27 protein-coding genes are annotated in these 23,413 nt (G+C 76.1%); 11 read left to right on the top strand and 16 right to left on the bottom strand.

The window, feature by feature from the left end; all coding sequences use genetic code 11:
• Positions 1 to 26: 26 nt before the first annotated feature.
• From ACIRBY_RS05540 to thpR, 4 genes are all read right to left on the bottom strand, one after another.
• On the bottom strand, positions 27 to 3,041 hold the full coding sequence (locus ACIRBY_RS05540; RefSeq protein WP_403896517.1) for a hypothetical protein: 3,015 nt from the start codon (positions 3,039 to 3,041) through the stop codon (positions 27 to 29).
• Complete coding sequence (locus ACIRBY_RS05535; protein ID WP_403896514.1) at positions 3,041 to 4,915, bottom strand: HSP90 family protein; 1,875 nt, start codon at positions 4,913 to 4,915, stop codon at positions 3,041 to 3,043. The genes ACIRBY_RS05540 and ACIRBY_RS05535 overlap by 1 nt, the downstream gene beginning before the upstream one ends.
• 87 nt (positions 4,916 to 5,002) lie before the next feature.
• The gene (locus tag ACIRBY_RS05530; RefSeq protein ID WP_403896512.1) at positions 5,003 to 5,980 is read right to left on the bottom strand and encodes a hypothetical protein; all 978 of its coding nucleotides are present in this window, start codon (positions 5,978 to 5,980) and stop codon (positions 5,003 to 5,005) included.
• A 113-nt stretch (positions 5,981 to 6,093) separates the two neighbouring features.
• Positions 6,094 to 6,678: an RNA 2',3'-cyclic phosphodiesterase gene (gene thpR, locus ACIRBY_RS05525; protein WP_403896509.1), complete on the bottom strand. Its 585-nt coding sequence runs from the start codon at positions 6,676 to 6,678 to the stop codon at positions 6,094 to 6,096.
• A gap of 227 nt (positions 6,679 to 6,905) precedes the next feature.
• Between thpR and ACIRBY_RS05520 the strand changes: the two genes are divergently transcribed.
• Both ACIRBY_RS05520 and ACIRBY_RS05515 read left to right on the top strand, forming a co-directional pair.
• Positions 6,906 to 7,259 carry an NTP pyrophosphohydrolase gene (locus ACIRBY_RS05520; RefSeq protein WP_403896506.1) on the top strand — a complete coding sequence of 118 codons (354 nt, stop codon included), beginning with the start codon at positions 6,906 to 6,908 and terminating at the stop codon, positions 7,257 to 7,259.
• 206 nt (positions 7,260 to 7,465) lie between these two features.
• Complete coding sequence (locus tag ACIRBY_RS05515; RefSeq protein ID WP_403896503.1) at positions 7,466 to 8,044, top strand: hypothetical protein; 579 nt, start codon at positions 7,466 to 7,468, stop codon at positions 8,042 to 8,044.
• Positions 8,045 to 8,093: 49 nt separating this feature from the next.
• On the opposite strand, the gene ACIRBY_RS05510 is transcribed toward ACIRBY_RS05515, so the two are convergent.
• A complete protein-coding gene (locus tag ACIRBY_RS05510) occupies positions 8,094 to 9,341 on the bottom strand; it encodes a GDSL-type esterase/lipase family protein (protein WP_403896500.1) in 1,248 nt (415 codons plus the stop codon).
• A gap of 142 nt (positions 9,342 to 9,483) precedes the next feature.
• On the opposite strand from ACIRBY_RS05510, the gene ACIRBY_RS05505 reads away from it, so the two are divergent.
• The gene (locus ACIRBY_RS05505) at positions 9,484 to 9,975 is read left to right on the top strand and encodes an FBP domain-containing protein (protein ID WP_403896496.1); all 492 of its coding nucleotides are present in this window, start codon (positions 9,484 to 9,486) and stop codon (positions 9,973 to 9,975) included.
• A 9-nt stretch (positions 9,976 to 9,984) separates the two neighbouring features.
• Here ACIRBY_RS05505 and dacB read toward each other — a convergent pair whose 3' ends face one another.
• Positions 9,985 to 11,613, bottom strand: a complete 1,629-nt coding sequence (gene dacB / locus ACIRBY_RS05500) for a D-alanyl-D-alanine carboxypeptidase/D-alanyl-D-alanine-endopeptidase (protein WP_403896494.1) — start codon at positions 11,611 to 11,613, stop codon at positions 9,985 to 9,987.
• 250 nt (positions 11,614 to 11,863) lie between these two features.
• On the opposite strand from dacB, the gene ACIRBY_RS05495 reads away from it, so the two are divergent.
• Positions 11,864 to 12,100, top strand: a complete 237-nt coding sequence (locus ACIRBY_RS05495) for a hypothetical protein (protein WP_403896492.1) — start codon at positions 11,864 to 11,866, stop codon at positions 12,098 to 12,100.
• Positions 12,101 to 12,110: 10 nt separating this feature from the next.
• Here the strand turns inward: ACIRBY_RS05495 and ACIRBY_RS05490 are convergent, their stop codons facing one another.
• Positions 12,111 to 12,977, bottom strand: a complete 867-nt coding sequence (locus tag ACIRBY_RS05490) for a DMT family transporter (RefSeq protein ID WP_403896489.1) — start codon at positions 12,975 to 12,977, stop codon at positions 12,111 to 12,113.
• 257 nt (positions 12,978 to 13,234) lie between these two features.
• Between ACIRBY_RS05490 and ACIRBY_RS05485 the strand changes: the two genes are divergently transcribed.
• Complete coding sequence (locus ACIRBY_RS05485) at positions 13,235 to 13,444, top strand: hypothetical protein (protein WP_403896486.1); 210 nt, start codon at positions 13,235 to 13,237, stop codon at positions 13,442 to 13,444.
• 33 nt (positions 13,445 to 13,477) lie between these two features.
• Here the strand turns inward: ACIRBY_RS05485 and ACIRBY_RS05480 are convergent, their stop codons facing one another.
• Complete coding sequence (locus ACIRBY_RS05480; protein WP_403896483.1) at positions 13,478 to 13,624, bottom strand: hypothetical protein; 147 nt, start codon at positions 13,622 to 13,624, stop codon at positions 13,478 to 13,480.
• Between the two features lie 157 nt (positions 13,625 to 13,781).
• Positions 13,782 to 14,435, bottom strand: coding sequence for a maleylpyruvate isomerase N-terminal domain-containing protein (locus ACIRBY_RS05475; RefSeq protein ID WP_403896480.1), 654 nt, complete (start codon positions 14,433 to 14,435; stop codon positions 13,782 to 13,784).
• Between the two features lie 308 nt (positions 14,436 to 14,743).
• Here ACIRBY_RS05475 and ACIRBY_RS05470 point away from each other — a divergent pair, with 308 nt between their 5' ends.
• Positions 14,744 to 15,859 carry an ABC transporter substrate-binding protein gene (locus ACIRBY_RS05470; RefSeq protein WP_403896478.1) on the top strand — a complete coding sequence of 372 codons (1,116 nt, stop codon included), beginning with the start codon at positions 14,744 to 14,746 and terminating at the stop codon, positions 15,857 to 15,859.
• Between the two features lie 94 nt (positions 15,860 to 15,953).
• Positions 15,954 to 16,472, top strand: a complete 519-nt coding sequence (locus ACIRBY_RS05465) for a DUF6328 family protein (protein WP_403896475.1) — start codon at positions 15,954 to 15,956, stop codon at positions 16,470 to 16,472.
• Between the two features lie 74 nt (positions 16,473 to 16,546).
• On the opposite strand, the gene ACIRBY_RS05460 is transcribed toward ACIRBY_RS05465, so the two are convergent.
• Positions 16,547 to 17,116, bottom strand: coding sequence for a hemerythrin domain-containing protein (locus tag ACIRBY_RS05460; protein WP_403896472.1), 570 nt, complete (start codon positions 17,114 to 17,116; stop codon positions 16,547 to 16,549).
• 299 nt (positions 17,117 to 17,415) lie between these two features.
• Here ACIRBY_RS05460 and ACIRBY_RS05455 point away from each other — a divergent pair, with 299 nt between their 5' ends.
• Positions 17,416 to 17,793, top strand: a complete 378-nt coding sequence (locus ACIRBY_RS05455) for an STAS domain-containing protein (RefSeq protein WP_403896469.1) — start codon at positions 17,416 to 17,418, stop codon at positions 17,791 to 17,793.
• Between the two features lie 10 nt (positions 17,794 to 17,803).
• Here ACIRBY_RS05455 and ACIRBY_RS05450 read toward each other — a convergent pair whose 3' ends face one another.
• Complete coding sequence (locus tag ACIRBY_RS05450) at positions 17,804 to 18,016, bottom strand: hypothetical protein (protein ID WP_403896467.1); 213 nt, start codon at positions 18,014 to 18,016, stop codon at positions 17,804 to 17,806.
• Between the two features lie 274 nt (positions 18,017 to 18,290).
• On the opposite strand from ACIRBY_RS05450, the gene ACIRBY_RS05445 reads away from it, so the two are divergent.
• The 3 genes from ACIRBY_RS05445 (at position 18,291) to ACIRBY_RS05435 (ending at position 21,003) form a co-directional block, all read left to right on the top strand.
• A complete protein-coding gene (locus tag ACIRBY_RS05445) occupies positions 18,291 to 19,277 on the top strand; it encodes a helix-turn-helix transcriptional regulator (protein ID WP_403896464.1) in 987 nt (328 codons plus the stop codon).
• Positions 19,278 to 19,475: 198 nt separating this feature from the next.
• Entirely contained in the window at positions 19,476 to 20,231 is a 756-nt protein-coding gene (locus ACIRBY_RS05440) for an ANTAR domain-containing protein (RefSeq protein ID WP_403896462.1), read from the top strand.
• On the top strand, positions 20,224 to 21,003 hold the full coding sequence (locus ACIRBY_RS05435; RefSeq protein WP_403896459.1) for a GAF and ANTAR domain-containing protein: 780 nt from the start codon (positions 20,224 to 20,226) through the stop codon (positions 21,001 to 21,003). Before ACIRBY_RS05440 ends, ACIRBY_RS05435 begins: the two co-directional genes overlap by 8 nt.
• Positions 21,004 to 21,076: 73 nt before the next feature.
• On the opposite strand, the gene ACIRBY_RS05430 is transcribed toward ACIRBY_RS05435, so the two are convergent.
• From ACIRBY_RS05430 to ACIRBY_RS05410, 5 genes are all read right to left on the bottom strand, one after another.
• Positions 21,077 to 21,445, bottom strand: a complete 369-nt coding sequence (locus ACIRBY_RS05430; RefSeq protein ID WP_403896456.1) for a hypothetical protein — start codon at positions 21,443 to 21,445, stop codon at positions 21,077 to 21,079.
• 67 nt (positions 21,446 to 21,512) lie between these two features.
• The gene (locus ACIRBY_RS05425) at positions 21,513 to 21,917 is read right to left on the bottom strand and encodes a gas vesicle protein K (RefSeq protein WP_403896453.1); all 405 of its coding nucleotides are present in this window, start codon (positions 21,915 to 21,917) and stop codon (positions 21,513 to 21,515) included.
• Positions 21,907 to 22,128, bottom strand: coding sequence for a gas vesicle protein (locus ACIRBY_RS05420; protein ID WP_403896450.1), 222 nt, complete (start codon positions 22,126 to 22,128; stop codon positions 21,907 to 21,909). Before ACIRBY_RS05420 ends, ACIRBY_RS05425 begins: the two co-directional genes overlap by 11 nt.
• A gap of 5 nt (positions 22,129 to 22,133) precedes the next feature.
• Positions 22,134 to 22,955, bottom strand: coding sequence for a GvpL/GvpF family gas vesicle protein (locus ACIRBY_RS05415; protein ID WP_403896447.1), 822 nt, complete (start codon positions 22,953 to 22,955; stop codon positions 22,134 to 22,136).
• Complete coding sequence (locus tag ACIRBY_RS05410; RefSeq protein ID WP_403896444.1) at positions 22,952 to 23,377, bottom strand: gas vesicle protein; 426 nt, start codon at positions 23,375 to 23,377, stop codon at positions 22,952 to 22,954. Before ACIRBY_RS05410 ends, ACIRBY_RS05415 begins: the two co-directional genes overlap by 4 nt.
• Positions 23,378 to 23,413 lie beyond the last annotated feature (36 nt).

Here is a 23,413-nt window from a genome sequence, read left to right as displayed (position 1 = left end):
GCGGACGCCGGGCACGGCGCGGGTGTTCAGCCCTCGCGGGAGGAGGTGATCTCCCGGCGCAGGCCCTCCAGGACGCGGGCCGCCTCCGGGAGCCCGCTCCGGTCGCAGCGGGCCGCTCCCGCCGCGAGGCGGGCGGCGGCCGCCCCGGTACGGCCCAGGCCGTTGTGCTCGATCAGCGCCGCGACGCGCACGGCTTCGGCCCGGGCCTCCTCGCCCTGCTCCCCGCCCCCTTCGTGGGCGGCCACCGACGCCTCGGCCTCGGCCAGCGCCTCCGGGAAGCGTCCGGCGTCCGCGAGGACGAGGGCGCGCCGGTAGCGGATGCTGCCGGCCTCGAACCAGGGGGTGAACTCCTCGGCGTCCTGCGGCGTCGCCGCGCAGACGGCGTCGGCCTCCGCGAGGTGGGCGAGCGAGGCCTCCACGCCCTCCGCACCGTGGGCCGCCTGGCCCAGCCGGGCGAACTCGCGCATCATCTGCGTGATCACCGAGGGGTTCGGGGCCTGCGCGTGCGTTTCGAGGGCGCGGGCGTACGCCGCCCGGGCGGCGTCCGGTCGGTCGGCCGTCGCGAGCGCGACCGCCGCCTCCGAGGCCACCGAGGTGAGCACCGCCCGGCCCTCCCCGCCCCAGGCCGCGGCGGAGTCGGCCAGCCGCAGGAACTCCTCGGCGGCCGCCAGGTGTTCGTCCAGTTCCCGCAGCCCCCGGGCCAGGCTCAGCCGGCCCTGCGCGAGCAGGCGCGGATCGAGGGGGCCGGCGGTCCCGTCGGCGGTCACCGACTCCAGGACGGCGACGGCCTCAGCGGCCCGGCCGACGCCCCGGAGCAGGTCCGCGAGCTGGAGCCGGACGTCGGCCGCCTGGTCGTGGTCGCCGTCCCGGTCGAAGCGGTCCGCGGCCTCGGAGAGGTGCCGCACGGCGCCGGCGGTGTCGCCGGTGTGCGTGGCCGCGTGGCCGAGCATCGCGTAGGCGGGCGCCAGCGGGAAGGCCGCGTCGTCGTGGCGGACCGTGAGGGCGATCGCCTGGTGCAGCAGCTCGGCGGCCTCCTCGTGCCGCCCCTGGGCGAGCAGGACCTGGGCGAGCACCGCCCGGGGGCGGTTGCCCTTCCAGGGACGCTCCGGAGCACCCGTCGCCAGCTCCTCCAGCACGGCCCGCAGCCCCTGCTCGGCCCGCTCGGTCTCACCGAGGCGCAGGTCCAGCGTGGCACGGAAGTCCAGCGCGTTGGCCGCCTGGTAGGGCGCCGACAGCCGCAGCGCCTCCGCGCGCAGGGCGTCGGCCGCCGCCTCGAACCGCTCCCGGACGGGCCCGGACACCTCCGGCGCCTCGGCCATGGCCTCGTGGAAGGCGCCGTACACCCGCGCGTACAGCACCGCCAGGTGCCGGCGGGCGGCGATGCTGCCCGGCCCGGTGCCGGCGACCGTGCCGTCGGCGCCGGGCACCTCGTAGGCGGCGCCCGCGTCCGTGCCCGCGGCCGCGAGCTCCCCCGCCTCCCGCACGAGCGCGTCGAGACCGGCCCGCACCGCCGCGGGGTCCCGAGCCCCCTCGTCGGCCGCCGGCCCGTCCTCCGCGTCGGGCCGCGGCGTCCAGGCGAGGACCATCGCCCGGGCCGAGAGGGCGTCCCAGACCATGCCGGCCCGCTCGAACAGGTCCGCGGCCTCCGCCATGGCCCCGAGGGCCTCGGCCTCGCCGTCGCGCATCCGCAGGGCGAAGGCGTGCTGTTCGGCGAGCTCCGCCCGCAGCCGGCCCTCCGGGCCGATCCGCTCGTCGTGCACGTAGCCCTCGGTGTCCGCAGCCTCGGCGATCCGCGCCCACAGCGCCGCGTCGCCCGGGTGCCCCAGGGCGGCCAGCCGCCGCGCCTCCCGCACCAGCGCGACGAAGTCGCCCGGGACCTCCCGCACCGTCCGCGCGGGGACGGCCGTCGCCGCGGCGGCCGGGCGTACGGCGGCGACGGCGGTGCGCAGCCCCAGCGGCAGCGGCTCGTCCAGCAGCGGCGCCCGCTCCAGCCGGGCCCGCCGCCGGTCGCCGACCGCCGTCGTGCCGTTGCGCGCGTCGAAGGCGGCGGCCAGCGCCTCCGCCTCGGCCCGTACGGTGACCAGGAGTGCGCCGGCCGTCCAGCTGCGGCCCGGGGGCCCGGCGACCGGGGTGTCCGCGTGCCCGTCCGCCACCAGCCGGGCGAGCAGCACCTCGACGCCCGTCAGGAACCCGAGGCGGCTCAGCGGGGCGCCGGCCGCCTCGAACAGCGGCCGGTTCTCGGCCAGGACCTCCAGCCCCCGCCCCTCGTTGCGGGTGAGCGCGCAGAACTCCAGGTGCAGCCCCACCTCCTGCTGCGTCCCCGCCTTGCCGCGCACCGCGCGGTAGCCGGTCAGGTGGTACGCCCGCGCCTCGTCGGTGCGGCCCTGGCGCACCAGCGCCAGCAGCGCCCTGGCCCGGCTCGACTGCGGTTCCTCCGAGCACGAGGAGGAGCCGGAGAGCACCGGCTCCCACACCTCCAGCGCCGCCGCGTCCTCACCCGACGACAGCCGGAACAGCGCGTGGGTCCGCGTCTCGCAGGCCTCGCAGTCGCTGAGCGGCGTCCGCGGGCGCGTCGCCCACAGGTCGTACGCGTCGGCGACACCGCTGCCCGTGTGCGCGGCCACGTGGTAGCGCATCGCCGCCACCGGCTGCACGCCGTGCCCGTCCGCCTCGTACCGCTCCCGCATCCGGTCGGTCCAGGCCTCGATCACGGCCAGCGGGACCTCGGGCACATGGAGCAGCGAGGTGGTGACCCACTTGAACCGCCACAGGACCTGGCCCGCCTCCCATTCGCTGAACGCGCCCGGGGAGTCCTCCCACAGCTTCAGCAGCCGGGCGAAGACCACCGGCGCCTTGCGGTGCTCTCCGGTGAACTCGTACGCCGTCATCAGCTCCATCAGCGCCGTGACCAGCACCTCGGGCTTCTCGAACGGCTCGGCCGCCTCGACCAGTTCCTCTGCGGTGATGGTGCGCTGCAGGCCGTGCGGGCGGTCGTGGTTCTCGCGCAGCGCCTCGAACACGGCCTCCGGGGTGTCCGTCATCACGAGTCCTTCCGGGAGTCGGAGCCGGACGCGGCGCCGTCGCCGCCCCGGCCCCCGGGGTGCATGGCGTGGGTGAGCAGGCCGATGAAGGCCCGGTTGAGCAGGGCGCTCTCGCTCGCCTTGAGCGGGCGGCGGCTCAGCAGCAGCGCCTGCCCGTACAGGGATTCGGCGGCGGCGACCGCGAGGCCGCGCTCCTCGATCGTGACGGCCTGGCGCACCAGCGGGTTGAGGTGGTTGAGGACCAGCTGGGCGCGCGGGGTCTCGTTGCGCAGCGAGCCCAGGATGTCCGCCCACAGGCCGTCGCTGTCGGCGGCCAGCGTGGACCGGGTCCGCTCGTGGCGGGCCTCCCGGTTGTCCAGCAGCAGCGCCGGGGCCGTCACCGGCTGGAAGTCGCGCAGGACCACGTCGCAGTCCTGGGCGGCGATCACCTCCCGCGCGATGCCCAGGAACGCCGCCGCGCGGATCTCGGCGGACGGCTCCACCGCGTCCAGGTGCGCGGTGACCGTGGCCGGGTCCAGGTCCGTCACGGCCGTGCCCGGCCGGATCTCGGGCAGCCGGTGCACCAGGTCCCGGTCGTAGGTGTAGCCGCCGTTGACGACCCCGAGGCCGGCCGCGGCCGCGATCGGCGCGACCTGGCGGAACTCCTCCACGCTGCGCGTGACGAGTACCGTGGCGTGGGCCCGGGCGAACTCCTCCAGGGTGACGTTGCCGTCGGTGGTCTCGAACGGCAGCCACGGCAGCACGATGCGCAGCAGCTCGTCGTCGTACCGGGCGAGGGCCTTCACCGCGAGGTGGTGGGTGTCGATGAACCGGTGCAGCAGCGCGGGATCGCTCGCGGCGAGCCCGGTCAGCCAGTCCCGGATCCGGACGCCCAGCGCGTCCCGGACCGCCGACAGGGTGCCGTCCTCGTACAGCGCCTCGCGGGACGCGGTCGGGCGCAGGCTGGTCGTGTCGATGACGCAGCGCACGAAGAACGCCCAGTCGGGCAGCAGTTCCGTCGCCCGGTCGCTGAGCAGCATGCCCTTCAGGTGCACGCGGTGGCCCGCGCGCTGCGCCGGGCTGAGCGCGGTCGGCAGGACGTACGCGACGCCGCGCAGCCCGGCCGCCGGCAGGTCGAGCTCGATCGTGTCGAGCGGCGCGAAGTCGAAGAGGGTGCGGCAGTAGGCGGCCAGGGCCTCGCGGCGGGCCAGCGGGGAGCGGTGCTCCTGCTCCCACGGCGGCGGGGCGTCGATCCGGACGGTGTCCCCGTCGGGTCCGGTGACCGTGACCTCGTACGGGAGCAGGCTCCCGTAGTGCCGGGCGAGTTCGACGACCCGGGCGGGGGACGTCCACTCGGCGTTGTCGGCGCGCGGGACGAGCCGGACCGTGGTGCCGGGCTCCACGGCGGCGTCGGCCGGCAGGGTGCGGAGGGTGTAGCGGCCGTCGGAGTGGCCGCGCCACTCGACGGCGGGCGCGGCGGGGTCGCCGGCGTGCCGGCTCACCACGGTGATCTCGTCCGCGACGACGAAGCAGGCGAGCAGGCCGATGCCGAACTGCCCGATGAAGTCACCGCGCGCCGCGTCGAGCCCGGCCCCGTCGAGGCCGCCGTCCGTGGTGCGCTTGGAGCTGCGGCCGATGGTGGCGAGGAAGCGGTGGACGTCGGCCTCGGTCAGGCCGATCCCGGTGTCGGTGACGGTGAGCGCGTCCCCGGTGCGGACGGTGATGGAGGCGGGGGCGGCCGGGTCGGCGGCGCGGCGGGCCGTGACGGCGTCCACGGAGTTCTGCAGGAGCTCGCGCAGGTAGACGCGCGGGCTGGAGTAGAGGTGGTGGGAGAGCAGGTCCACCAGACCGCGGAGGTCGACCTGGAAGGTGTGGGCGGACTCGGAGTGCGGCACCTTGGGGCATCTTTCGGTAGGCACACCGCGCCGGGGCTGCGCGCCGCGCGGTGTGCGGGGGAGAGGGGAGGGCCGGGGCCCGGTCGGTCAGGCGCCGACGGACGAGCGGTGGCGGCGGTAGGCCGTCACCGGGTCCGCGTTGACGTAGTTCCAGGGGAACTCGGTGACGGTGTTCTGCGTCAGCTCGAAACAGCGGCGCGCGGGCTCCTGCTCGCCCGCGAGGGAGAAGGCCAGGGCGAAGCTGTTGCACACCTGCGCCCACCCCCTGCCCCGTTCGGCGTCCGGGTGCAGGACGGACCGCTCGGCGGCCTCCCACAGCGACGCGGCCGTCTCCGGGCGGCGCATGTACTGCCAGTCCGGGCCGTCGCCGAGGGAGGTCCAGTGCTCGATGTGCGCGACCGCGACGAGCTGGCCGAGCGGACTGCCCTCGGGTGCGGCGAGCATCGACCGGCGGGCGAAGTCGTGCATCTCCTCGTGCGAGCCGCCCCACTTCTTGCAGACCTGCTGCAACTGCTGCTGGTGGGCCCGCAGATGGTACGGGTCCCGGCGCACGACGGCCTCGAACCGGCGCCGTGCCAGGACCGGGCCGACCTCCAGACCGCGGCCGCTGACCTGGAGGAAGTGCCAGGGGGAGACCCAGGAGGGCTCCAGCTCGGCGGCCCGGTACAGCCACTCCTCGGCCCGGCGCAGCCGCTCGTGGAACACCTCGAACTGCTCGCGCGTCACGTCCGCCGCCCGCGCCCGCGTCCGGGCCTCCCAGCCCCAGCTGATGGAGCGGGCCCCGGCGACGAGCAGGGGCAGCGCCGAGCCGGGTTCCGCCGCGACCGCGTCCCGGATCCACCGCTCGACGCCGGCGGTGTCGCCGACCGTCCACAGCAGCCAGGAGCGGTCCCCGTCCTCCGGGTGCGCCCGGAGCCCGTCCCGGACCCCGGCCCAGTCCGCCGCCTCCGCGGCCTCGCGGATCCGCGTCACCGCGGGATCGCCGAAGTCCTGCTGCAGTTGCGGCGCGGGCGCTCTGCCCGTCCATCGCTTCAGCGACAGCCCCGCCCCCCGGAGCAACGCCATGACCCACCCCTTGCTGTGCACGTTCCTGGCAGGGGACGTCGATCTCCGCCCCCGTGGAGGTAGTGAGTATCACGGGGTCCCGTGGATCGCACAACTGTTTCCCGGCCGGGCGCTCAGTTCCCGTCCCCGAACCCCCAGGACTCGATGTCGCGGTAGTGGATCGGCCCCGGACCGCGCCCGATGTTGCTGCCCACCAGGTGCAGCCGTCCCGCGTGCCAGGGCCGGCCGGAGAACGCGGTGAGGCCGGCCGCGGCCTCCGGCACGCTGGCGGTGTCGCTGCGGCGGGAGCGGGCCAGCGTCAGGTGGGGGCGCAGGGGCCGGCCCTCGTAGGGGATGCCGCACTCCTTGACCAGTGAGCGGACCTCCGAGGCCAGCAGGTGCAGCCCGTCGAGGTCCCCGTCGATCCCGGTCCACAGCACCCGCTCGTCGAAGTGGCCCCCGCCGCGCAGTGCCAGCCGCAGGGGCCGGCGTATCGCGGCGAGGCCGGCGAGGGGCCCGCGCAGGCGGGGGACGGCCGCGACCGGGAGTTCACCGAGGAAGGCGAGGGTGATGTGCCAGTCCTCGATCCGGTTCCACCGCATGCGCGGGTACGCCTCGTAGGCGGGCAGCAGCACCCGCTCCAGCTCCTCCTTCGCGTCGTCGGGCGGGGCGAGGGCGATGAACACGCGGACGGTCGCGCTGTGGGTCTGATGGTTCACAAGGGACTTCGTACCGTGCCGCGGCCGCCGGAACCAGCTGACGGTCAGTGGGATCCGGTCAGGCCTCCGCCGGCACGAGCCAGACCTCGGAGGGGGACAGGCCGCGACCACGGTGCACGACCCCGCAGGGACAGCCCGGCGCGACCCGGCGTGGGAGAATCCCGGGACGTGGGCGGACGAGCGAGGGGTGTCACGCCGGGTCGGGTACGGCGCGGCCGGGAGGTTTCATGAGGGCGCGGCCCGTGCTGATCGTCGACGCCGCCAATGTCGTCGGGTCTGTGCCCGACGGGTGGTGGCGGGACCGCAAGGGGGCCGCCGAGCGGCTGCGGGACCGGCTCGCGGAGCGGGAGGGCGGTGAGGAGGTGATCCTCGTCGTCGAGGGGGCCGCCCGCGGGATCGGGTCGGTGCCCGGCGTGCGGGTCGAGTCCGCGTCCGGCAGCGGGGACGACCTCATCGTGGAGCTCGCCGCCGCCCATGCCGACCGGCCCTGCACGGTCGTCACCGCCGACCGCGCGCTGCGCGAGCGGGTCCGTGCGTACGGCGCCGAGTGCGCGGGGCCCCGTACGGTCCGGCCGGCCTGAGGTCCGCCGGACGGTGTCCGCCGCCGGCGCTGCCGGGCCGTCGTCCGTCCCGGCCGGGGCGCGCGGTTCGCCCTGCGCCCCCTGCGCGCCGCCGGCGGGGCGGTGCGCGCCGCTTGGCCCGGCCCGGATGTGGGCAGGGTGGGTCGAGAGCATGCGGCCGCCGCCCCGGCGGGGCGGCCGCGCGGGACGGCTGACGGGGAGTGGGCATGGGGTGGACGGCGGAGGAGTTCGGGGCCTCGCACGAAGGCTGGGCCGGCGCGCTCCTGGCGGACGGTACCGAGCCCGGCCCGGTCCACCTGGACCCGGGCACCGGCTCCGACTTCCGCCAGACGCGGGAGTGGTGGGCCTACAGCGGCGTCCTGAACCGGCCCCGGGCCGCCGCCGCGCGCGCGGCCTGCGCGTGCGGCTGGCGCGGTGCCGCGCAGTACCCGATAGACCGCGCGGCCGAGGAGGCCGACAGCCTGTACGAGCAGGTCATCGAGGGACCCCGCGGGGACTGGGAACGCCACCTCGACGAGGTCGAGGCCCGGACCGTACCGCTGCCCGCCGAACTGGCCCATCTCCTCGAGCGCGTGGAGGACCAGCTGAACAACCTGGCTGGCCAGGCCCCGGTGGCCGCGCTCAAGGCCGTGGCCGCACTGGAGCGGGTGACCCGGAGCGTGGCCCGGGACGCCGCCTACATCGCCGAGGCCGACGACCTGTCGTGGGAGTCCATCGGCACCGGCCTCGGGATCTCCGAGAAGGAGGCCCGCTCCCGCCTGACCCACTACACCTGCCGGCGCTGACCGGGAGGACCGCTCAGGTCCGCCGGGTGCGGCGGACCCGGCGGGCCGCTCACACCGGAGGCCGGGCCGCCCCGTCCGCGGTGTCCGCGAAGGGGCCGCCCGGGCCGAAGGCGAGGCGGGCGAAGCGCTCGCCGATCCGGCGGTGCGCGGCGGCGTCCGGGTGGAGGGCGTCCGGCAGCGGCAGCTCGGCGGCGTCGGCCTCGCCGTAGAGCGCGCGGCCGTCGAGGTAGTGCAGGTGCGGGTCCTCGGCCGCCCGCTCCCGCACGATCCGCTCCAGCTCCTCGCGCACGACGGTGAGCGTCAGCTTCCCGGCCGCGCGCTCGGCGGGGTCGCCCGCGGCCCGGAACAGCAGCCTTCCCGAGGCCAGTGCGGCGGTGTCGAAGGCGGTCGGGCCGGGGGTGTCCTCGTGGAGGGGGCACAGGAGCGGCGAGACGACCAGCAGCGGGGTGGCCGGGTGCCCCTCGCGGACCGTGTCGAGGAAGCCGTGGACGGCGGGACCGAAGGCGCGCAGCCGCATCAGGTCGGCGTTGACGAGGTTGATGCCGAGTTTGAGGCTGATCAGGTCGGCCGGGGTGTCGCGCAGGGCGCGGGCCGTGAACGGGTCGAGCAGGGCGCTGCCGCCCAGGCCCAGGTTGACCAGCTCCACCCCGCCGAGGGCGGCGGCGAGCGCCGGCCAGGTGCCGGTGGGGCTCGCGGCGCCGGAGCCCTGGCTGATCGAGCTGCCGTGGTGCGTCCAGACCCGGCGGCCCCGGTCCGGGGCGGGGGCGACCGGGGCGTCGGTGCGCAGGGCGAGGAGCTCGGTCGTCTCGTCGTGCGGCAGCCAGATCTCCACGTCCTTCGTCCGGCCGGGCAGGCCGGTGAAGCGCAGGGTGGCCGGCTGCCCGCGCCGGTGCTCGGTGCGGCCGGTGGCCGGGTCGACGGTCACGGTGTCGCCGCCCGCCGCGCTCGCCCGGCCGGCGGGCCGGCCGTCGACGAGCAGGTCGTAGACGCCGTCGGGGCGCGGCGGCGCGCCCGGGTAGACCCGTTTGACGGGCAGGGTGTCCAGCTCGACGACGGTCGCCGCGGTGCGGAAGGCCAGCCGTACGCCGGAGGGCTGGGACTCGGCCATGGCCAGCTGCCCGTCGGTGTTCTGGGCGCGGGCCCGGGCGGGCAGCCGGTGCGGCAGCAGGCCGCGCCCGGTGCGCTCGGTGTCGAGGGCTCCGCGCAGCAGGTCCGCGGTGACGGGTGTGGTGTGGGTGGCGGCGGGGGCGGGTGCTGCCTCGCGGTCCGGCCGTGCGGCAGGGTGTCGGGGGTCCATGGTCGGCCTTCCTGGGGGTGCGGGGGCCGGGCCTCCGGCCCGCTCCGGGGCGGCGCGGGGGTCCGTGGCGTGGACCGCTCACCGCCTGCCTGCATCGATTATTGGTTTCCCTAAACCCTTTAGGCAAGTTAGCGTGCTGTCCATGAAGCCACTGACCGAGCAAGAGATCCGCGCCGCCTTCGTCAACTGCACCAAGGGCGAGGCCAAGCGCCTGTCCGTCCCGCGCGACCTGGGTGAACGCCCGTGGGACGACCTGGACTACCTCGGCTGGCGCGACCCCCAGTCCCCCGGCCGCGCCTACCTGGTGACCGAGGTCGACGGCCGGGCCAGGGGCCTCGTCCTGCGCCGCCCCGCCCGGATCGCCGGGCAGGCGCGGCGCAGCATGTGCTCGATATGCCTGACCGCCCACGACGGGGGAGTGGCCCTGATGGTCGCGCCGAAGGCCGGCCGGGCCGGGCAGGAGGGCAACTCGGTCGGCGCCTACCTGTGCGACGACCTCGCCTGCTCGCTGTACGTGCGGGGCCGCAAGGAGACCGCCGCGGGCGCGCGGCTCCACGAGACGCTGACGGTGGAGGAGAAGGTGGCGCGGACCGCGGCGAACCTCGCCGCCTTCGTCGCCCAGGTGACCGCCTGAGCGGCGGTCTCACCGCCCGTCGGGCGCCTCCTGGAGGGAGGCGGCGACGAGGGCGAGGTCGTTGGCGATCGACAGGACGCCGGCGGGGTCGGTGGTCGGCGTCGAGGCTCCGTTGACCCCCGCGTAGAACGTGTCGAAGCGGCCGCCGCCCTTGTCGAGGTACCCGGCGATCGTGATGGCCCCGACCGCGAGCCGGTCGTTCAGCGCGTCCCCGCCGACGGCCGCACCCGTCTTGGCGAACACCTTCCCGCGCGCCGCGCAGTCGCGGCAGTTCTCGGCGAGCAGCCCGTCGACGCCCAGGATCGGCAGGGCCTCGCGGAAGAGCCGGGCGTCCGGACCGCGCTGCCAGTAGGACAGCATCTGCACCAGCGCCCGCGGGGTGGCCCGGTCGGCGGGGTTGCCGCCGCGGCCGTCCATCAGCTCCACCTGGCCGCGGTCCACGCCGGCGCGGTCGAGGAAGCCGGCCAGGACCGGGAAGCCGTCCGCGCACCGCCCGCTGCGGGCCGCCACGGCCATCAGGCAGATGCCCAGGTTGGCGCCCAGGTTGTGGCTGACCTTGAGGATCAGCCTGGCGTACTGCTCGTACGGGGGCGAGGTGTACGCGGCCACCCGCGGACGCCCCCGGTAGTCGGCCGGCAGCCGGCCGACGGGATCGGCCCCCGTCGCGGCGGCGCGGACCGTCACCCCGGCCCGGCCCAGCGCCTCGATGAGCGCGGTCCGGCCGAAGGCCGCCGGGTCCGTGATCGGGGAGGTCCGCAGCAGGGGAGAGGAGCCGGCGGCGATGGTGCCGGACAACCGGATGCGGGTGCCGCCCGCACCGGCCGTCACCGTGATCGCCGCGGGCTTCCCGGCCGCCACGGTCTTCACCGTCGACGTCACCTCGTACGGGGCGACCTTCGGCCGCCAGTCCAGGCGGGCGTCGGCACCCGGACGGTCCCCGGGGGTGGTGAGGAGGTCGATGAGGTTGTCGTTGACGATCAGCGGGGTGGGCGTGGGGTCGAGGACCGGGTCGGCGGCGAACAGCCGGCTGTCCACGACCACGTCCCCGTCCACGCGGGTGATGCCCGACGCCCGGACCTGCCGGGCGAGTTGGTCGATCCCCGCCAGGGGGTTCTCCGGGGTGAGGGTCGCGCCGGGGAAGTCGTCGGCGTAGGTGTGGTCGAGGTCGGTGTAGGCGACGGTACCGTCGGGGCGCGTCCGTCCGCCCAGCGTGAGGTCGCCCTGCGCGACGAGGTCGAGGTCCCCGTGCAGCGTGCCCCCGCTGCGCTCGCCGACGGCGTAGACCGGGGTCACGAAGCGGTGGTCCGTGCCCAGGGTCCGCCAGGTACCGGAGACGGAGAACAGCTTCGCGGTGGAACCCGGGATGAAGAACTGCCCCGGGAACAGGGCGTGCCGCACCGGACTGCCGTCGGGCCCGGTCTGCAACAGCCCCCACTGGGCGTGCCGGTACTCGGGCTTGCGCATGATCTCCGCGATCCGCGGGTCGAGCCGCCCCGCCTCCCCGGAGCCGGAGGGCGACGGTGACGGATCCGCGTCCGCGCGGGCCGCCGCGCCCGAACCGGACAGCGCCAGCAGCAGCGCGGCGAACCCGGCCCCCACACGCCGCCGCACCGCGGCCCGGCGGATCGGATGTCCCACAGCACGCTCCGTTCGCCGCGGCTGCCTTCGGGCGGAAGACCGACACCTCAGCCCAGCCTGGCACACCCCGCCGCACCCCGCACGTCACCCGTACGGCCGTCAAGCCCCGAAGTCCAGGGACGTGACGGGAGCCGCCCGCCGGGGCCCAATGGGAGAGAGGAAGGCCACGCCGCCCGAGGCGCCGGCTCCTCGACACCATCGGACGCACGGCGGACGGCCAGGCCGCGCCTCGTATTCCAAGGAGAACCCCATGACCCGGATCCACCGCGTCTCCCTCCTCGCCGCCGCCATGGAAGCGGGGGCCGTGCGCGTGGCCCCCGGAGTGTTCGCGGCCTCCCGCATGCCCGGCTCCGGGAACACGGCGGTGCCCCCGAGCCCCCGCCCGCCCGCCGTCCCCCCTCCGGCGCCGGCCCCGGTGGCGGAGGGGAGGTGGAACGCCCTGGTCCGCAGCGGCCGCGCGGCGGCGGTCATCGTCGTCGCGCTGTGAGGCGCCCGGATCACGTCGCCTCCGCCGCGCCCTCCGCGTCCGACCTGGCCAGGGCCAGGACACCGGCGCAGATCAGGGCCAGGCCGAGCAGCTGGGGGAGCAGCCACCAGTGGGCGCGCAGGTGCTCCTCGTACAGCAGGACCCCCAGGGCGACGCTGACTCCGGCGTCGCCCAGGGTCAGGGCGGGCTGGGAGGCGATCAGCGGGCCGCCCTGCATGGCGTGTTCGAGGAGCAGGACGGCGCAGATGCCGCTCGCGCCGAAGGCGTACGTCTCCCAGGCGGTCAGGAACGCCCCGATCCCGCCCTCGCGCAGGGTGTGCACGGCCGACTTCATCAGCGCCGCGGTCAGCGCGTAGCAGACGGCGGTGGCCGCGCCCAGACAGCCCGCCCGCATCCGTCCGGGCGGCCGCCGCAGCCCCGCCACGGCCAACGCGGCCACCGCGGCCGCGCACGCCGGCAGCGCCAGCGCCCACCGGTCGAGCGGGACGTGCGTACGGTTCCCGGCGGGTGAGGCGGCCACCAGGACCACCCCCAGCCCGGCCACCACCGCCGCCACCGCCGGCCACACGGCCCCCGGCAGCCGGCGGCGCGCCACCAGCGAGGCGATCAGCAGGGCCAGCGGCAGCTCCAGCACGAACAGGGGCTGGACGAGCGACAGCGCGCCCGTGGCCAGCGCCGCGGCCTGCCCGGCTCCCGCCGCGACGACGGCCAGGATCCCCCCGAGCCACAGGGGCCGGCGCAGCAGGTCGAGGACCAGCCCGAACCGGAAGCCGTCGCTCTGGGGCACGGTCAGCGAGGCCCGCCGCTGGAGGACCGTCGCGAGCGCGTTGCTGAACGCCGCGAACAGCGCGAAGAGGACCGGCAGCACGAAGCCCATCCCCCGATCCTCACCGCACCGGCACGGCACGCGTCCCAGCGCCGCCGCCGTGTCCCCCGTCCGGTCCCCCGCCCGGTCGACCCGAATTCGCGGGGACGCGGCCATTGATCGGGGGGCCGTCCTGCGGCGAAGGTGGTCACCGCACCCCGGAGCCGCCCGTCCGCTCCGGACGTGCTCCCCCTCGCGACGGCGTCGTGGACCCCGGTCCCGGCCCGGTCCCCGGCCCGTTGCGTCCCCGTCGGAGAGGAGCAACGCGCATGTCCACCACCCCCTCGCTGCCCCGCAGGAAGCCCGGTGCCAGCGGACGGACCTTCGACCTCCAGGAGCCCGATGCCGCGGCCCCGGGCCGGGCCCTGCGCGCCCGTGCCACCGAGGGCTGGGAGAGGTTCCTGCGGCGCGCCGACATCGACACGCGTCAGGAGGCCGAGGAGTGCCCTCCCGACGGTCCCCGGTCGCCGGCGGCGTAGGGGGCGGACGGGCGGTCCGCCGGCGTCGGTGCGTCAGCCGGCGTTCTGCGCCGCCGCCTTCTTCTTCTGCGCGGCGTCGGCACCCGCGAGGGTCGCGGCGAGCAGCAGGGGTATGACGACGGCGGTCGGGCTGTCCCCGAAGAACGGCGCGACCAGTGCGAGGAGCAGCAGGACTCCCACCGATGCCCGCGTGAGCGTTTCTCCCGTTTTGATTGTGGTCTCCTTCGTGAGGTGTCGCGGCGGGCTGGGTCCGCCGGCCGGACCATGATCATATCGATCGAAGGGCGAGGGCCGTCGCCCCCTTTGATCCCTCGATTCCCAAGGCACCGGCGTCGGTTCAGCCGAGCACGAGCGGGAGCCTCGCCGCGAGGGCGCCCAGCGAGGACGCCTGCGCATCCGTCGGGGCGCGGCGGCCGGTGCCGATGCGCAGGGCGTCCTCGTCGGAGAGCGGGGCGGGGAAGGGGGCGCCGGCGATCTCCTCCAGGGCCCTGCGGGCCGCCGCGAGGGTTTCGGCGGGCGGGGCCGGGGCCTTCGGCAGGTGCGCGACCAGGTCGAGGTGGTGCAGGGTCCATTCCAGGACGTACGCCGACAGGTAGTCGGCGACGGTCAGCACCTCGTCCCGCGTGCCGACCCGGGCGGCGGGTTCGGCGAGTGCGGCCGCACGGCCGGCGGCCGCGCCGACGTCGTCGAGGTGGAACCTGAGCCACCGCGGCTCGCCGTACGCCGCCGCCAGCCGCGGGACCAGTGCGTCGAGCGGGTCCTCGCCGGTGGGGGGCTCCACCAGCCTCCAGTAGCTCCGCGCGTCCGCCGTAGGCTCGCCGTCGGCGGGTGTGACCAGGGTGATCAGAACGTCCTGGGCGTCGATGACCAGGTGGCACACCAGGTCGCGCACCAGCCAGCCGGTGCAGCCGGACGGCCGCGCGAAGTCCTCGTCCGGGAGTCCGGCGACCGCCGCGCGCAAGGCCGTCCACGAGCGTGAGAAGAAGTCCACGACGGCACGCTAGCGCCCCGCCGGGACGTGCGGGCCGCACCCGGCCGATCCGCCGGACGGCACGGGCACGGCAGGCCGCGGCCGTTCCGGTGGCCGCCGCACCCCCCCGGGCGCGCGGGACGCCGGTCGCATCGGCAGGGCGGACGCGCCCCGGGCGGTTCCCGGCCGCGCGGCGACGAGGCCGGCGCCGGTCGGCCGCCTCCCCCCCCCCGGCCTCCGCCCGACGACGACCTGCCGAACCGGCGGATAAACACTTGCCGGTCGCGGATCCGGGTGGATGCAATGGCCGGCATGAGAGACACCGACGCATGAGTACGCCGCCCTCCACCCCCGGAACGCAGCCGGCTGACGGGCCGTCCGTCCTGATCGGCGCGCTCGCCCCGCTGACCCGGCCCGGCTGGGTCGAGGCGGGCCGCCACCTGCTCGCAGGCCTCCGGCTCGCCGCCGACGAGGTGAACCTCGCCGGCGGCATCGCCGGGCGCCGGCTCGAACTGGTGGTCCGCGACACCGCCGCCGACCCGCAGCGGGCCACGGCCGCGGTGGACGAACTGGCGGGGCTGGGGGTGGCCGCCCTGGCGGGGGAGTACCACAGCGTCGTCGCCCGCGCCGCCGCCGCCCGGGCCGACGCCCTCGGCCTGCCGTTCCTCTGCTCGTCGGCGGTGCTCGACGAGCTCACGGAGGGACCGACGGAACGGGTCGCGCGCGTGGCCCCGGCACAGTCCCACGGCTGGCGCACCTACGCCGACTTCCTCCTCGCGGCCGGACACCGCCGCATCGCCGTGGCAGCGGACCCCAGCGTCTACTGGGCCTCCGGAACCCGCATCCTGAGGGACCACCTGGCCCCCCGCGGCGCCGCCCTGGTCGAGCTCGACATGCGCACGCTCACGCCCGCCGCCGTGTGCGACGCGCTCCTGGCCCACGGCGCGACCGCCCTCCTGCTGCTGGTGGGCCACCCGGAGCCGGCGGTGCCGATCGTCCGCGCGGTCCGCCGCGACGGGCGCCTCGCCGGCCTCACGATCGGCGCGCCCGCCGGGCAGCCGGAGTTCCCCGAATGGGACGCGCTGCTGGGCGCGGACGGGGCCGGGGTCCCCTTCCTGCGCTACCTGCCCGAGCGGCTCGGCCCCCTCGGGGCCCGGGTCGGGGACGCCCTGCGCGAGCGGCTCGGCGAAGCCCCCTCCTTCGTCGCCTTCGAGGGCTACGACACGGTCACCGTCCTGGCCGACGTGCTCCGCTCGCACGGCTGCGACGACCGGGCGCGCACCGCCGGGGCCTGGCCGCACGTCGCGGTCGAAGGCACCCGCGGGGAGATCCGGTTCTCCCGGGTGCCGGGCGTCGGCGTCCGGCAGTGGGCCTGGCCGCCGGTCCAGGTCGCCGACCGGGACCCGGCCGACCGCGACCGCTTCCGCGTCCTCCACACCGCCTGATCCGGCCGCCGCCCGTGCGGGACGTGTGCGGGCGGAACGCGGGGGTAGGCGCGGGACCGACCAGTGCCACGCCGTACGGGAGGAACCGGCAGGGATGAACGAGAGGCACGCCGCCGCTCCGCAGGAGGACGGAGGACGAGCCGACCGGGGCCGGCAGGAGACCGCGGAGGAGCGGGCCGACCGGCAGTGGCAGGAGCTGATGCAGGAGATCAGGGTCGCCCAGACGGGCGTGCAGATCCTCTTCGGCTTCCTGCTGACGGTCGCCTTCACCCCGCGCTTCCAGAGGCTGTCGGAGACCGACACGTCGATCTACATCGGCACGGTGGTGGCCGGCTCCCTGGCCGCGGGCGCGCTCATCGGCCCGGTGTCCTTCCACCGGATCGTCTCGGGGCGCCGGATCAAACCCCAGGCGGTGGTCTGGGCCGCGCGGCTGACCTTCACCGGCATCCTGCTGCTGCTCGTCACCTTCACCTCCGCGCTCCTGCTCGTCCTGCGGGTGGCCACCCACGGGGTACTCGTCCCGTGCCTGGTCAGCGGGGTGGTGGCGTGGTACGTGCTGTGCTGGTTCGCCCTCCCCCTGTGGGCACGGGAGCGGCACACGGACGAGAAGTAGCCACCGCCCCCGAGGCCGCACCACGCGGGCCTTCTCGGGGACGGTGACCTTCCGGCAGGACGCGGAGGGCCCGCTCAGGCCGCCCTGTTGTCCTTGCCGCGCCCCGACAGCAGGTCGCGTGCCCGGTCGACCAGCCCGATGCCCGGGCCCAGCAGCTTGTTGGCCGGAGGTGTGGACGGGGCCCCCGGGTGCGGGCGCGTCGGCGCCGTCTTCTTGGCCCGGCGGGTCTTGTCGCCCAGGGCGTCGAGCACGTCCCGGGCGCAGGCGTGCCGCAGGGCGGGGAAGAGGTTCTGCTCCTCGTCGAAGATGTGGGCCAGGACGTCCGCCTCCAGCTCGCGCAGCACGGAGGTGAACCGGGTCCCGGCCGCGTCCTCCTCCTGGAGCTGCTTCATCAGGCGCTCGGCCCGGCCGTGGTCGGCGATCTCCTTGTCGGCGATGAGGTCACCGTCCTGGAGGTGTTCGCGTACCGCCGGATAGAGGTACTGCTCCTCGGCGACCGAGTGCCGTACCAGTTCGATCGTCAGGAGGTCGGCGAGGTTGCGCCGTTCCTCCGGGTCGACGGTCCGGCCCAGCCTCTGGAAGTAGTCCTTGACCTCGTCGTGGTCCGCGGTCAGTTCCGCCACCACATCGCCGCCGTGTCCCATGGCTCAGCGTCCTTCCGTTTCGTGGGGTCTTCGCGTTCCGGTCCTCCCGCGCCTGCCCCTGGTCCCCCCTTCCATGCCTGCCGCCCCCGGGCGACCGCGGCCCGGCACCCCCTTCTCGGGGACGGGCCGGCCGCTCCCCTTCGACTTCGTTCCGCGGACGGGACATTTCGCTCACGGGGCGGCAGTGCCGTCGGCGCCTGCCGGATCCTGATTCCAGCGCAGACATCCGTCCGGCCCGCTCCCCGCGGCCCCGCCGCCCGGACCGGCGGCGCCGGTCCGCCCTCACGGAAGGCCTCCGCATGCTCGACCCGGCTCCCGCACCCGTCTCCCTCGACCGCCCGGCGGGGCCCGGCGGGGTGGTGGTGTGCCGGCTCGCCGGTGAGATCGACATCGACGACCGGCCCGCGGTGATCTCGGCGTTCGCCCGGGCCGTCGACCGGGCCACCTCCGCCGTCGTGGTCGACTGCGAACGCCTGGCCTTCTGCGACTCCACCCTCCTCAACGCCCTGATCGGGTTGCGCAGGGACACCGCCGCGTCCGGTCTGAGCCTGGTCCTGGCCGCTCCCTCCCCGCAGTTGCTCCGCCTCCTGGAACTGACCGGCGCCGCGTCCCTGCTCCCTGCCCACCCCACGCTCGGCCGGGCCCTGGACCGCCTGCGCGCGGATCGGACGCCCTGATCCGCAGCGCTCAGTCCGGGGGCTCCGCCGGCGGGGGAGTGACGGGGACGGCGCCCTCGTGCCGGTCACCCGTGGCGCCGGGCCCGGCCCGGTCGGTGCGCTCGCGCTCCTCGGGGCCGTCCGCCTCCGCGGGGGCCCGCGACGGCGGGTCCGGCCGCTTTCCGTCGGGGCCCGGCCGGCCCTCCCGCCGCTCCGCTCCGCCTGATCCGCTTCCGCGTGCCATCGGGAGCCTCCTCCGGTCTCGGGGTGCCTCTCCGGGCGGCTGCCCGGATCCCCGCGCCGGAAACGAGCCCGCCCAGGCCTTCGGGGAAGCGGGCGGGCGGTCGCGCGGGGAGGGGCGGTTCCGCGCAAAGGAGCCGCCCGCCGTTACCCGTCGCCCTCCGTGGGCAGGCGCCGGGTGCGGCCGCCTCGCGCCGCAGCCCTCCCCGTGCTCCGCCCGGGCCCGGGCCGGCGAGGACGACCGGCCGCACGCCTTGACCGCGGAGGAAGGGGAAGCGATGCGATGTCCGCCCGCTCCCGGGCGCCGCGACTGCTCCACCCGGGACGTAGCCGAGTTCGCCGCCGTCCTCGAGTCGGTCTACGGCACGCGCCTCGCCGTCCACGCCCCGGCCGCCCCCGCGCGTCCGTACCGGATCTCCTGCGTCGCCACCGCCACCGCCGTCGCCGGCGAGCTGGACCTGCCGGGCACCCTCGGCTTCGCCGCCGGCCCGTCGGCCCTGCTCGTCGTCTCCACCCTTCTGGCGGGCCACGTCACTGTGGCGGAGGGACACGAGGAGCACCGCTTCGGACCGGGGCACACCTTCCTCAGCGGCCGCCCGGGCCGCCCCCGCACCGCCCGCACGGAGGACGCGGCCGTCCAGACCCTCGCCGTCCCCTGGGCCGAGGTACAGGCCGCCGCCCGCCGGGCCGTACCCGGGCCGAGCGGGGCCGTGCGCTTCACCGGCCTCACCCCCCTCGACGACGCCCGGGCCGGGCTGTGGCGGCGCACCGCCGAGTTCGTCCGCCGCTCGCTGTTCGCGCCGGAGCCGGCAACGGCCACTCCCGTCCTCGACGAGTCCGGACGCCTGCTGGCCGCCACCGCGCTCGCCGTGTTCCCCCACGGCACGGCTTCGGCCCCCGGCCCCCGGCCCGAAGGCCTCGACACCACCTCGGACACCCTGCGGCGCGCCGTCGCCTTCATCGAGAACAACGCCGACAGCGACATCGGCCTGGCCGACATCGCCGGATCCGTGCCGGTCACCCCCAGGGCCCTCCAGTACGCCTTCGCCCGGCACGCCGGCACCACGCCGCTCGCCTACTTGCGCCGGGTGCGCCTCGCGCAGGTGCACGCGGAGCTGCGGGCCGCGGACCCGGCCGGCCCGGTCACGGTGACGGAGGTCGCGGCCCGCTGGCGCTTCGGACACGCCGGACGGTTCGCGGCGGCCTACCGGGAGGTGTACGGTGCCGCGCCCTCACAGACCCTGCGCTTCCCCGTCGGCGGCTGAGCCCCGGGGCGCCCGCCGGCGGGAGGCGTCCCCGGGCCCGCGACCCACCGGACCCCCGGTGGTCCGCGCGGGCACACCCGTGACTCCGGCGCCCGCGGGCCGGGCCGGTCACACGGCACAATACGTCCGTACACCCTGCGGCATCACGCCTGGCAGGCGCCCCGGGGTCCGAGTGAGGAACGGCAGGGAGGTGCGGGAATGGCCGAGGAAGCCCAGCGGGACGACGAGGGAACGCGCCGCTCCCTGAGCGAGCTGCGGATCGCCGTCGTGCGCGAGATCGCCACCGGCCTCACCGGCGTTCCCGCCGAAGGCGTGCCCGCGCGGCTGTGCCACGCCCTCCTCAACCTGCTGCCGGTGACCGGGCTGGCCCTCAACCTCACCGCCGAGGGGATCTACACCACCACCCTCTGCGCCACCGACGCCACGGCCACCCGCCTGGCCGACATCCAGTTCACGCTCGGGGAGGGCCCGGGGGTGCGCGCCGCCGAGGTCTTCGCCCCGGTGCTCGCCCCGGACCTGGCGGGCGACGGCAGGCGCTGGCCGCTGTTCGTGCCGCAGGCCCTCCAGACGGGGGCGCGCGCCATGTACTCCGTACCGCTCGGCAATTCCACGGTGGTGATCGGCACGCTCGACCTCTACCGCGACACGGCCGGACGGCTGGCGCCCGCCGATCTGGCGGCGGCCGTCCTCGCCGCCGACGCCACGACCGCGATCCTCGCGGGCCTCGACCACGGCCGTGCCTCCGACGAGGGCGTCGCCTCCTGGCTGCACGGCGCCGAAGAGGGCCACAATGAGGTCTACCAGGCGGCGGGCATGCTCATGGCCCGGCTCGGAGTCAAGGCGGACGAGGCCCTGCTCCTGCTGCGCGCCCGGGCCTTCCGCGAGGGGCGCACCGCGACCGAGGTCGCCCGGGACGTCGTCCACCGCAGAATCGACTTCGACGAGAATGACTAGTCTCAAGCCCAACCGGGACGGGAAGCAGGCGACCGAGATGACCCGCGAACAGCAGTTGGCCAGGGCCTTCGTGAGCCTTGCGGACACCCTCGCTCCCGACTTCGACCCGCTGAGCCTCTTCGACGGGCTGGTGGGCCACTGCGTCGGCCTGCTCGACGCGGACGCCGGCGGAGTGATGATGGGCGACGCCCGGGGCGGCCTGCGCATCATGGCCGCCTCCGGGGAGGACGCGGTCCTGCTGGAACTCCTCCAGCTGCAGACGGGCAGCGGACCGTGCGTGGACTGCTACCACAGCGGCCAGGCCCTCTCCGTCGCCGATCTGGCCGCCGAACGCCACCGCTGGCCGGAACTGGCCTCCGCCGCGCTGGAGGTCGGGTACCACTCCTCCCAGACCGTCCCGCTCCGCCTGCACGAACACGTCATCGGGGCGCTGACGCTCTTCCGCCGGGCCGCCGGCCGCCTGGACCCGGAGCAGACGGAGGTCGCGCAGGCCCTCGCCGACTCCGCCGCCCTGTCCCTGCTCCACTGGAGCGCCGACCCGGAGCCCGGCGCCGAGGTGCTCACCAAGACGCAGGCGGCCATCGCCTACAAGAACGCCCTCGAAATCGCGAAGGGCATGGTCGCCCAGCACGCCGGGGTCAGCGTGGAGGAAGCCTCGCGGATCCTGCGCGGCTACGCCGTCGACCGCCGGGTCTCCCTCGCGGACACCGTCCACGCCCTCGTCGCGGGCTCCCTCGACCTCGACGGGATCACCGCTCTGCCCCGGCCGTGAGTGCCAGGAGACACCGCCCCGTTCCCGTCCGCCCGGGAGGCACCGGGCCGGGCCTGGAGGCGGGCCCGCCGCCCTACGCGCCGTCGTCGTAGGTGCCCGCCTCGACCTCCAGGGCGAGTTCCTGGAGCACCTCGATCGAGGAGACGTCCGTACGCCCGGCGTCGTGCGCGATCGCGAGGCTGGTGAACGCCAGGCTGAACCCGGAGACCATCGTGTGCAGGGCCGGGCCGAGGGCCTCGGCCACCAGGGCCGCCACCTGCTGCGGCGAGGCGTCGGCGGGGACCCGGATCGACGGCAGCATCTCGTTGAGCAGCAGCGTGGCCACTCCGGGCTCCTCCGCCCGGCCGGGTTCCTCGTCCCGGCCGTTCTCCACGGCCCGGCGGACGTCCTGGGCCTCGGTGAGGATGCCGATCACCCGCTTGAGTATCTCTGCGCGCTCCATCCTGCGGAGCGTAGCGCCGCGGCGCGGGGACCGCCCCGGGAAACGCGCGGTTGCCCCGGGCCCGACGTCATTCGGACGGGGGCAGCAGCGGGCCGAGGGGCCCCAGATCGAGGTTCAGGTCGGCGAGGTCGTACCCGTGCTGGGCGCACAGCTCGGTCATCCGTTCGTGGAGGGCGAGGAGCGTCGCGCCGAGTTCCTCCTCCTGCGCGTCGCTGAGGCCGCCTGCCTCGACGCGGCGCAGTGCCTGGCGCTCGATGAGCTGGCGCAGCAGTTCCACCAGGGTCAGGACGAGCTTCACCAGGTCCTCCGCCGCGCTGTCGGCGCCCGTACGGAGGCGCCGGCCGGGGGCGGACGGGCCGGCCGTCTCGGCCGGGGTGGCCGGCAGCAGGCGCAGCGCCCGCGCCATCGCGTCACCGACGCCGTCCAGGCCGGGGGCGGCGGGGCGTCGGGGGGAGCGCTCGTCAGGAGCCATCGCGGACCCCGTCCGGTGGCCGGGGGCCGTCGGTGGTGGCGACGGAGCAGACGAGGGCGCGCAGGGAGATCCGTACCAGGTCGATGTCGGCGATCGACAGCACGATGTCGCCCGCGATGACGACCCCGCCGGCCAGGAGCCGGTCCAGGAGGTCGACGAGGGCGACCTGCCGGCCCGGCAGGGCGGCGTCACGGCGGTCGGCGGGGGTCATGGCGGTCACGGCGCCCCGGGCGGGGGCGGCGGGACGGCGAAGGAGTACGGCGCCCAGGGGCCGGTGACCTCCACGCGTACGCCGGGAAGGCCGCGGGCCGCACCGGCCAGGGCCGACAGGAAGGCCTCCGCTTGGGCGTCGGCCACCAGGTAGGCGTCGTTGAGGACGTTCTCCTCCGGTGACGCGGCGGTGAGCGGCCCGTTCTGGGCGGGGTGGCTCACCCGGTCGGTGGTGAAGCGGCGGGCGACGGCGGCGACGCGCTCGCCGGCCAGCCCGGCCTGCCGGTGGTGGTCCTCGTGGGCGTGCCGCTGGCTGCGCCGGGCCTGGAGGTAGGCCCGGCCGGGGCTCGCCCCGGCGGGCGGGGCGCCGGGGTCCGGGGCCGGGGCGGGCCGTACGTAGACCTTGACCCCGTACTCGGTGTGGCCGCCGAGGCGGCCCAGCAGGGTGGCGAAGTCCTGGCCCCGCTGGCGCAGGGCCGCCAGCGCGGCGGCGTGGTCCTCGTAGAGGGTGGCCAGGCGCAGGGGCAGGACGGTGGTGTGCGCGGCGAGGGCCTCGACGACGCGGTGGTGGCGGCGGGCGGCCTCCTCCAGCCATCCCAGGTCCTCGAAGCGGGACTTGAGCGCGTCCTCGTCCCATTCGGGGCGCGGGACGTCGCTGATGGCGAACGCGACCGGCCCCGGGTCGCCACCGGGCGGGTGGAGCAGGGTGACGGGACGGCCCGACACGCCGGTGAGGCCGGGCAGCAGCCGACGGACCGCGGGCGCGGGCGGGGTGACCGCGTAGACGTACGTGAGCAGGGGCACGGGCGGGCCCGACGGGGCGTTCATGACGGCGGCCTGCGCCGGGCGGCGCCGCGTTCCGGGGCCGCGTCCTGCCGGCGGAGGGTGCTCTCCGGCGCCGCCGTGCGGGTAGGCGGCAGGGCGGACGTGCGGCGCAGTGCGTCGAGTTCGGCGCGGAGCCGTTCGTTCTCGGCGGCCAGCGACCGGTTCTCGTGGCCGGAGGACAGCGAGGCGTCGTGCTCCCACCAGTCGATGCCCATCTCCCTCGCCTTGTCCACGGAGGCGATCAGGAGGCGCAGCTTGATGGTCAACAGCTCGATGTCGAGGAGGTTGATGCGGATGTCGCCGGCGATCACGATCCCCTTGTCGAGCACGCGCTCGAGGATGTCGGCCAGACTGGCCGAGGAACCCGCCGGGTAGCCGCCCATGGCGGGTTCCGAACCGAACCTGCGGGCCATCGGGTCGGTCACCGTGCCCACCTCCGTCGGATGTCGTCGGTCTCGTCG

Source organism: Streptomyces sp. NPDC096136 (genome assembly GCF_044763325.1).
Lineage (GTDB): Bacteria > Actinomycetota > Actinomycetes > Streptomycetales > Streptomycetaceae > Streptomyces.
Note: the sequence above shows the minus strand (reverse complement) of the source record. Positions and strands in the feature narration are given on the sequence as shown.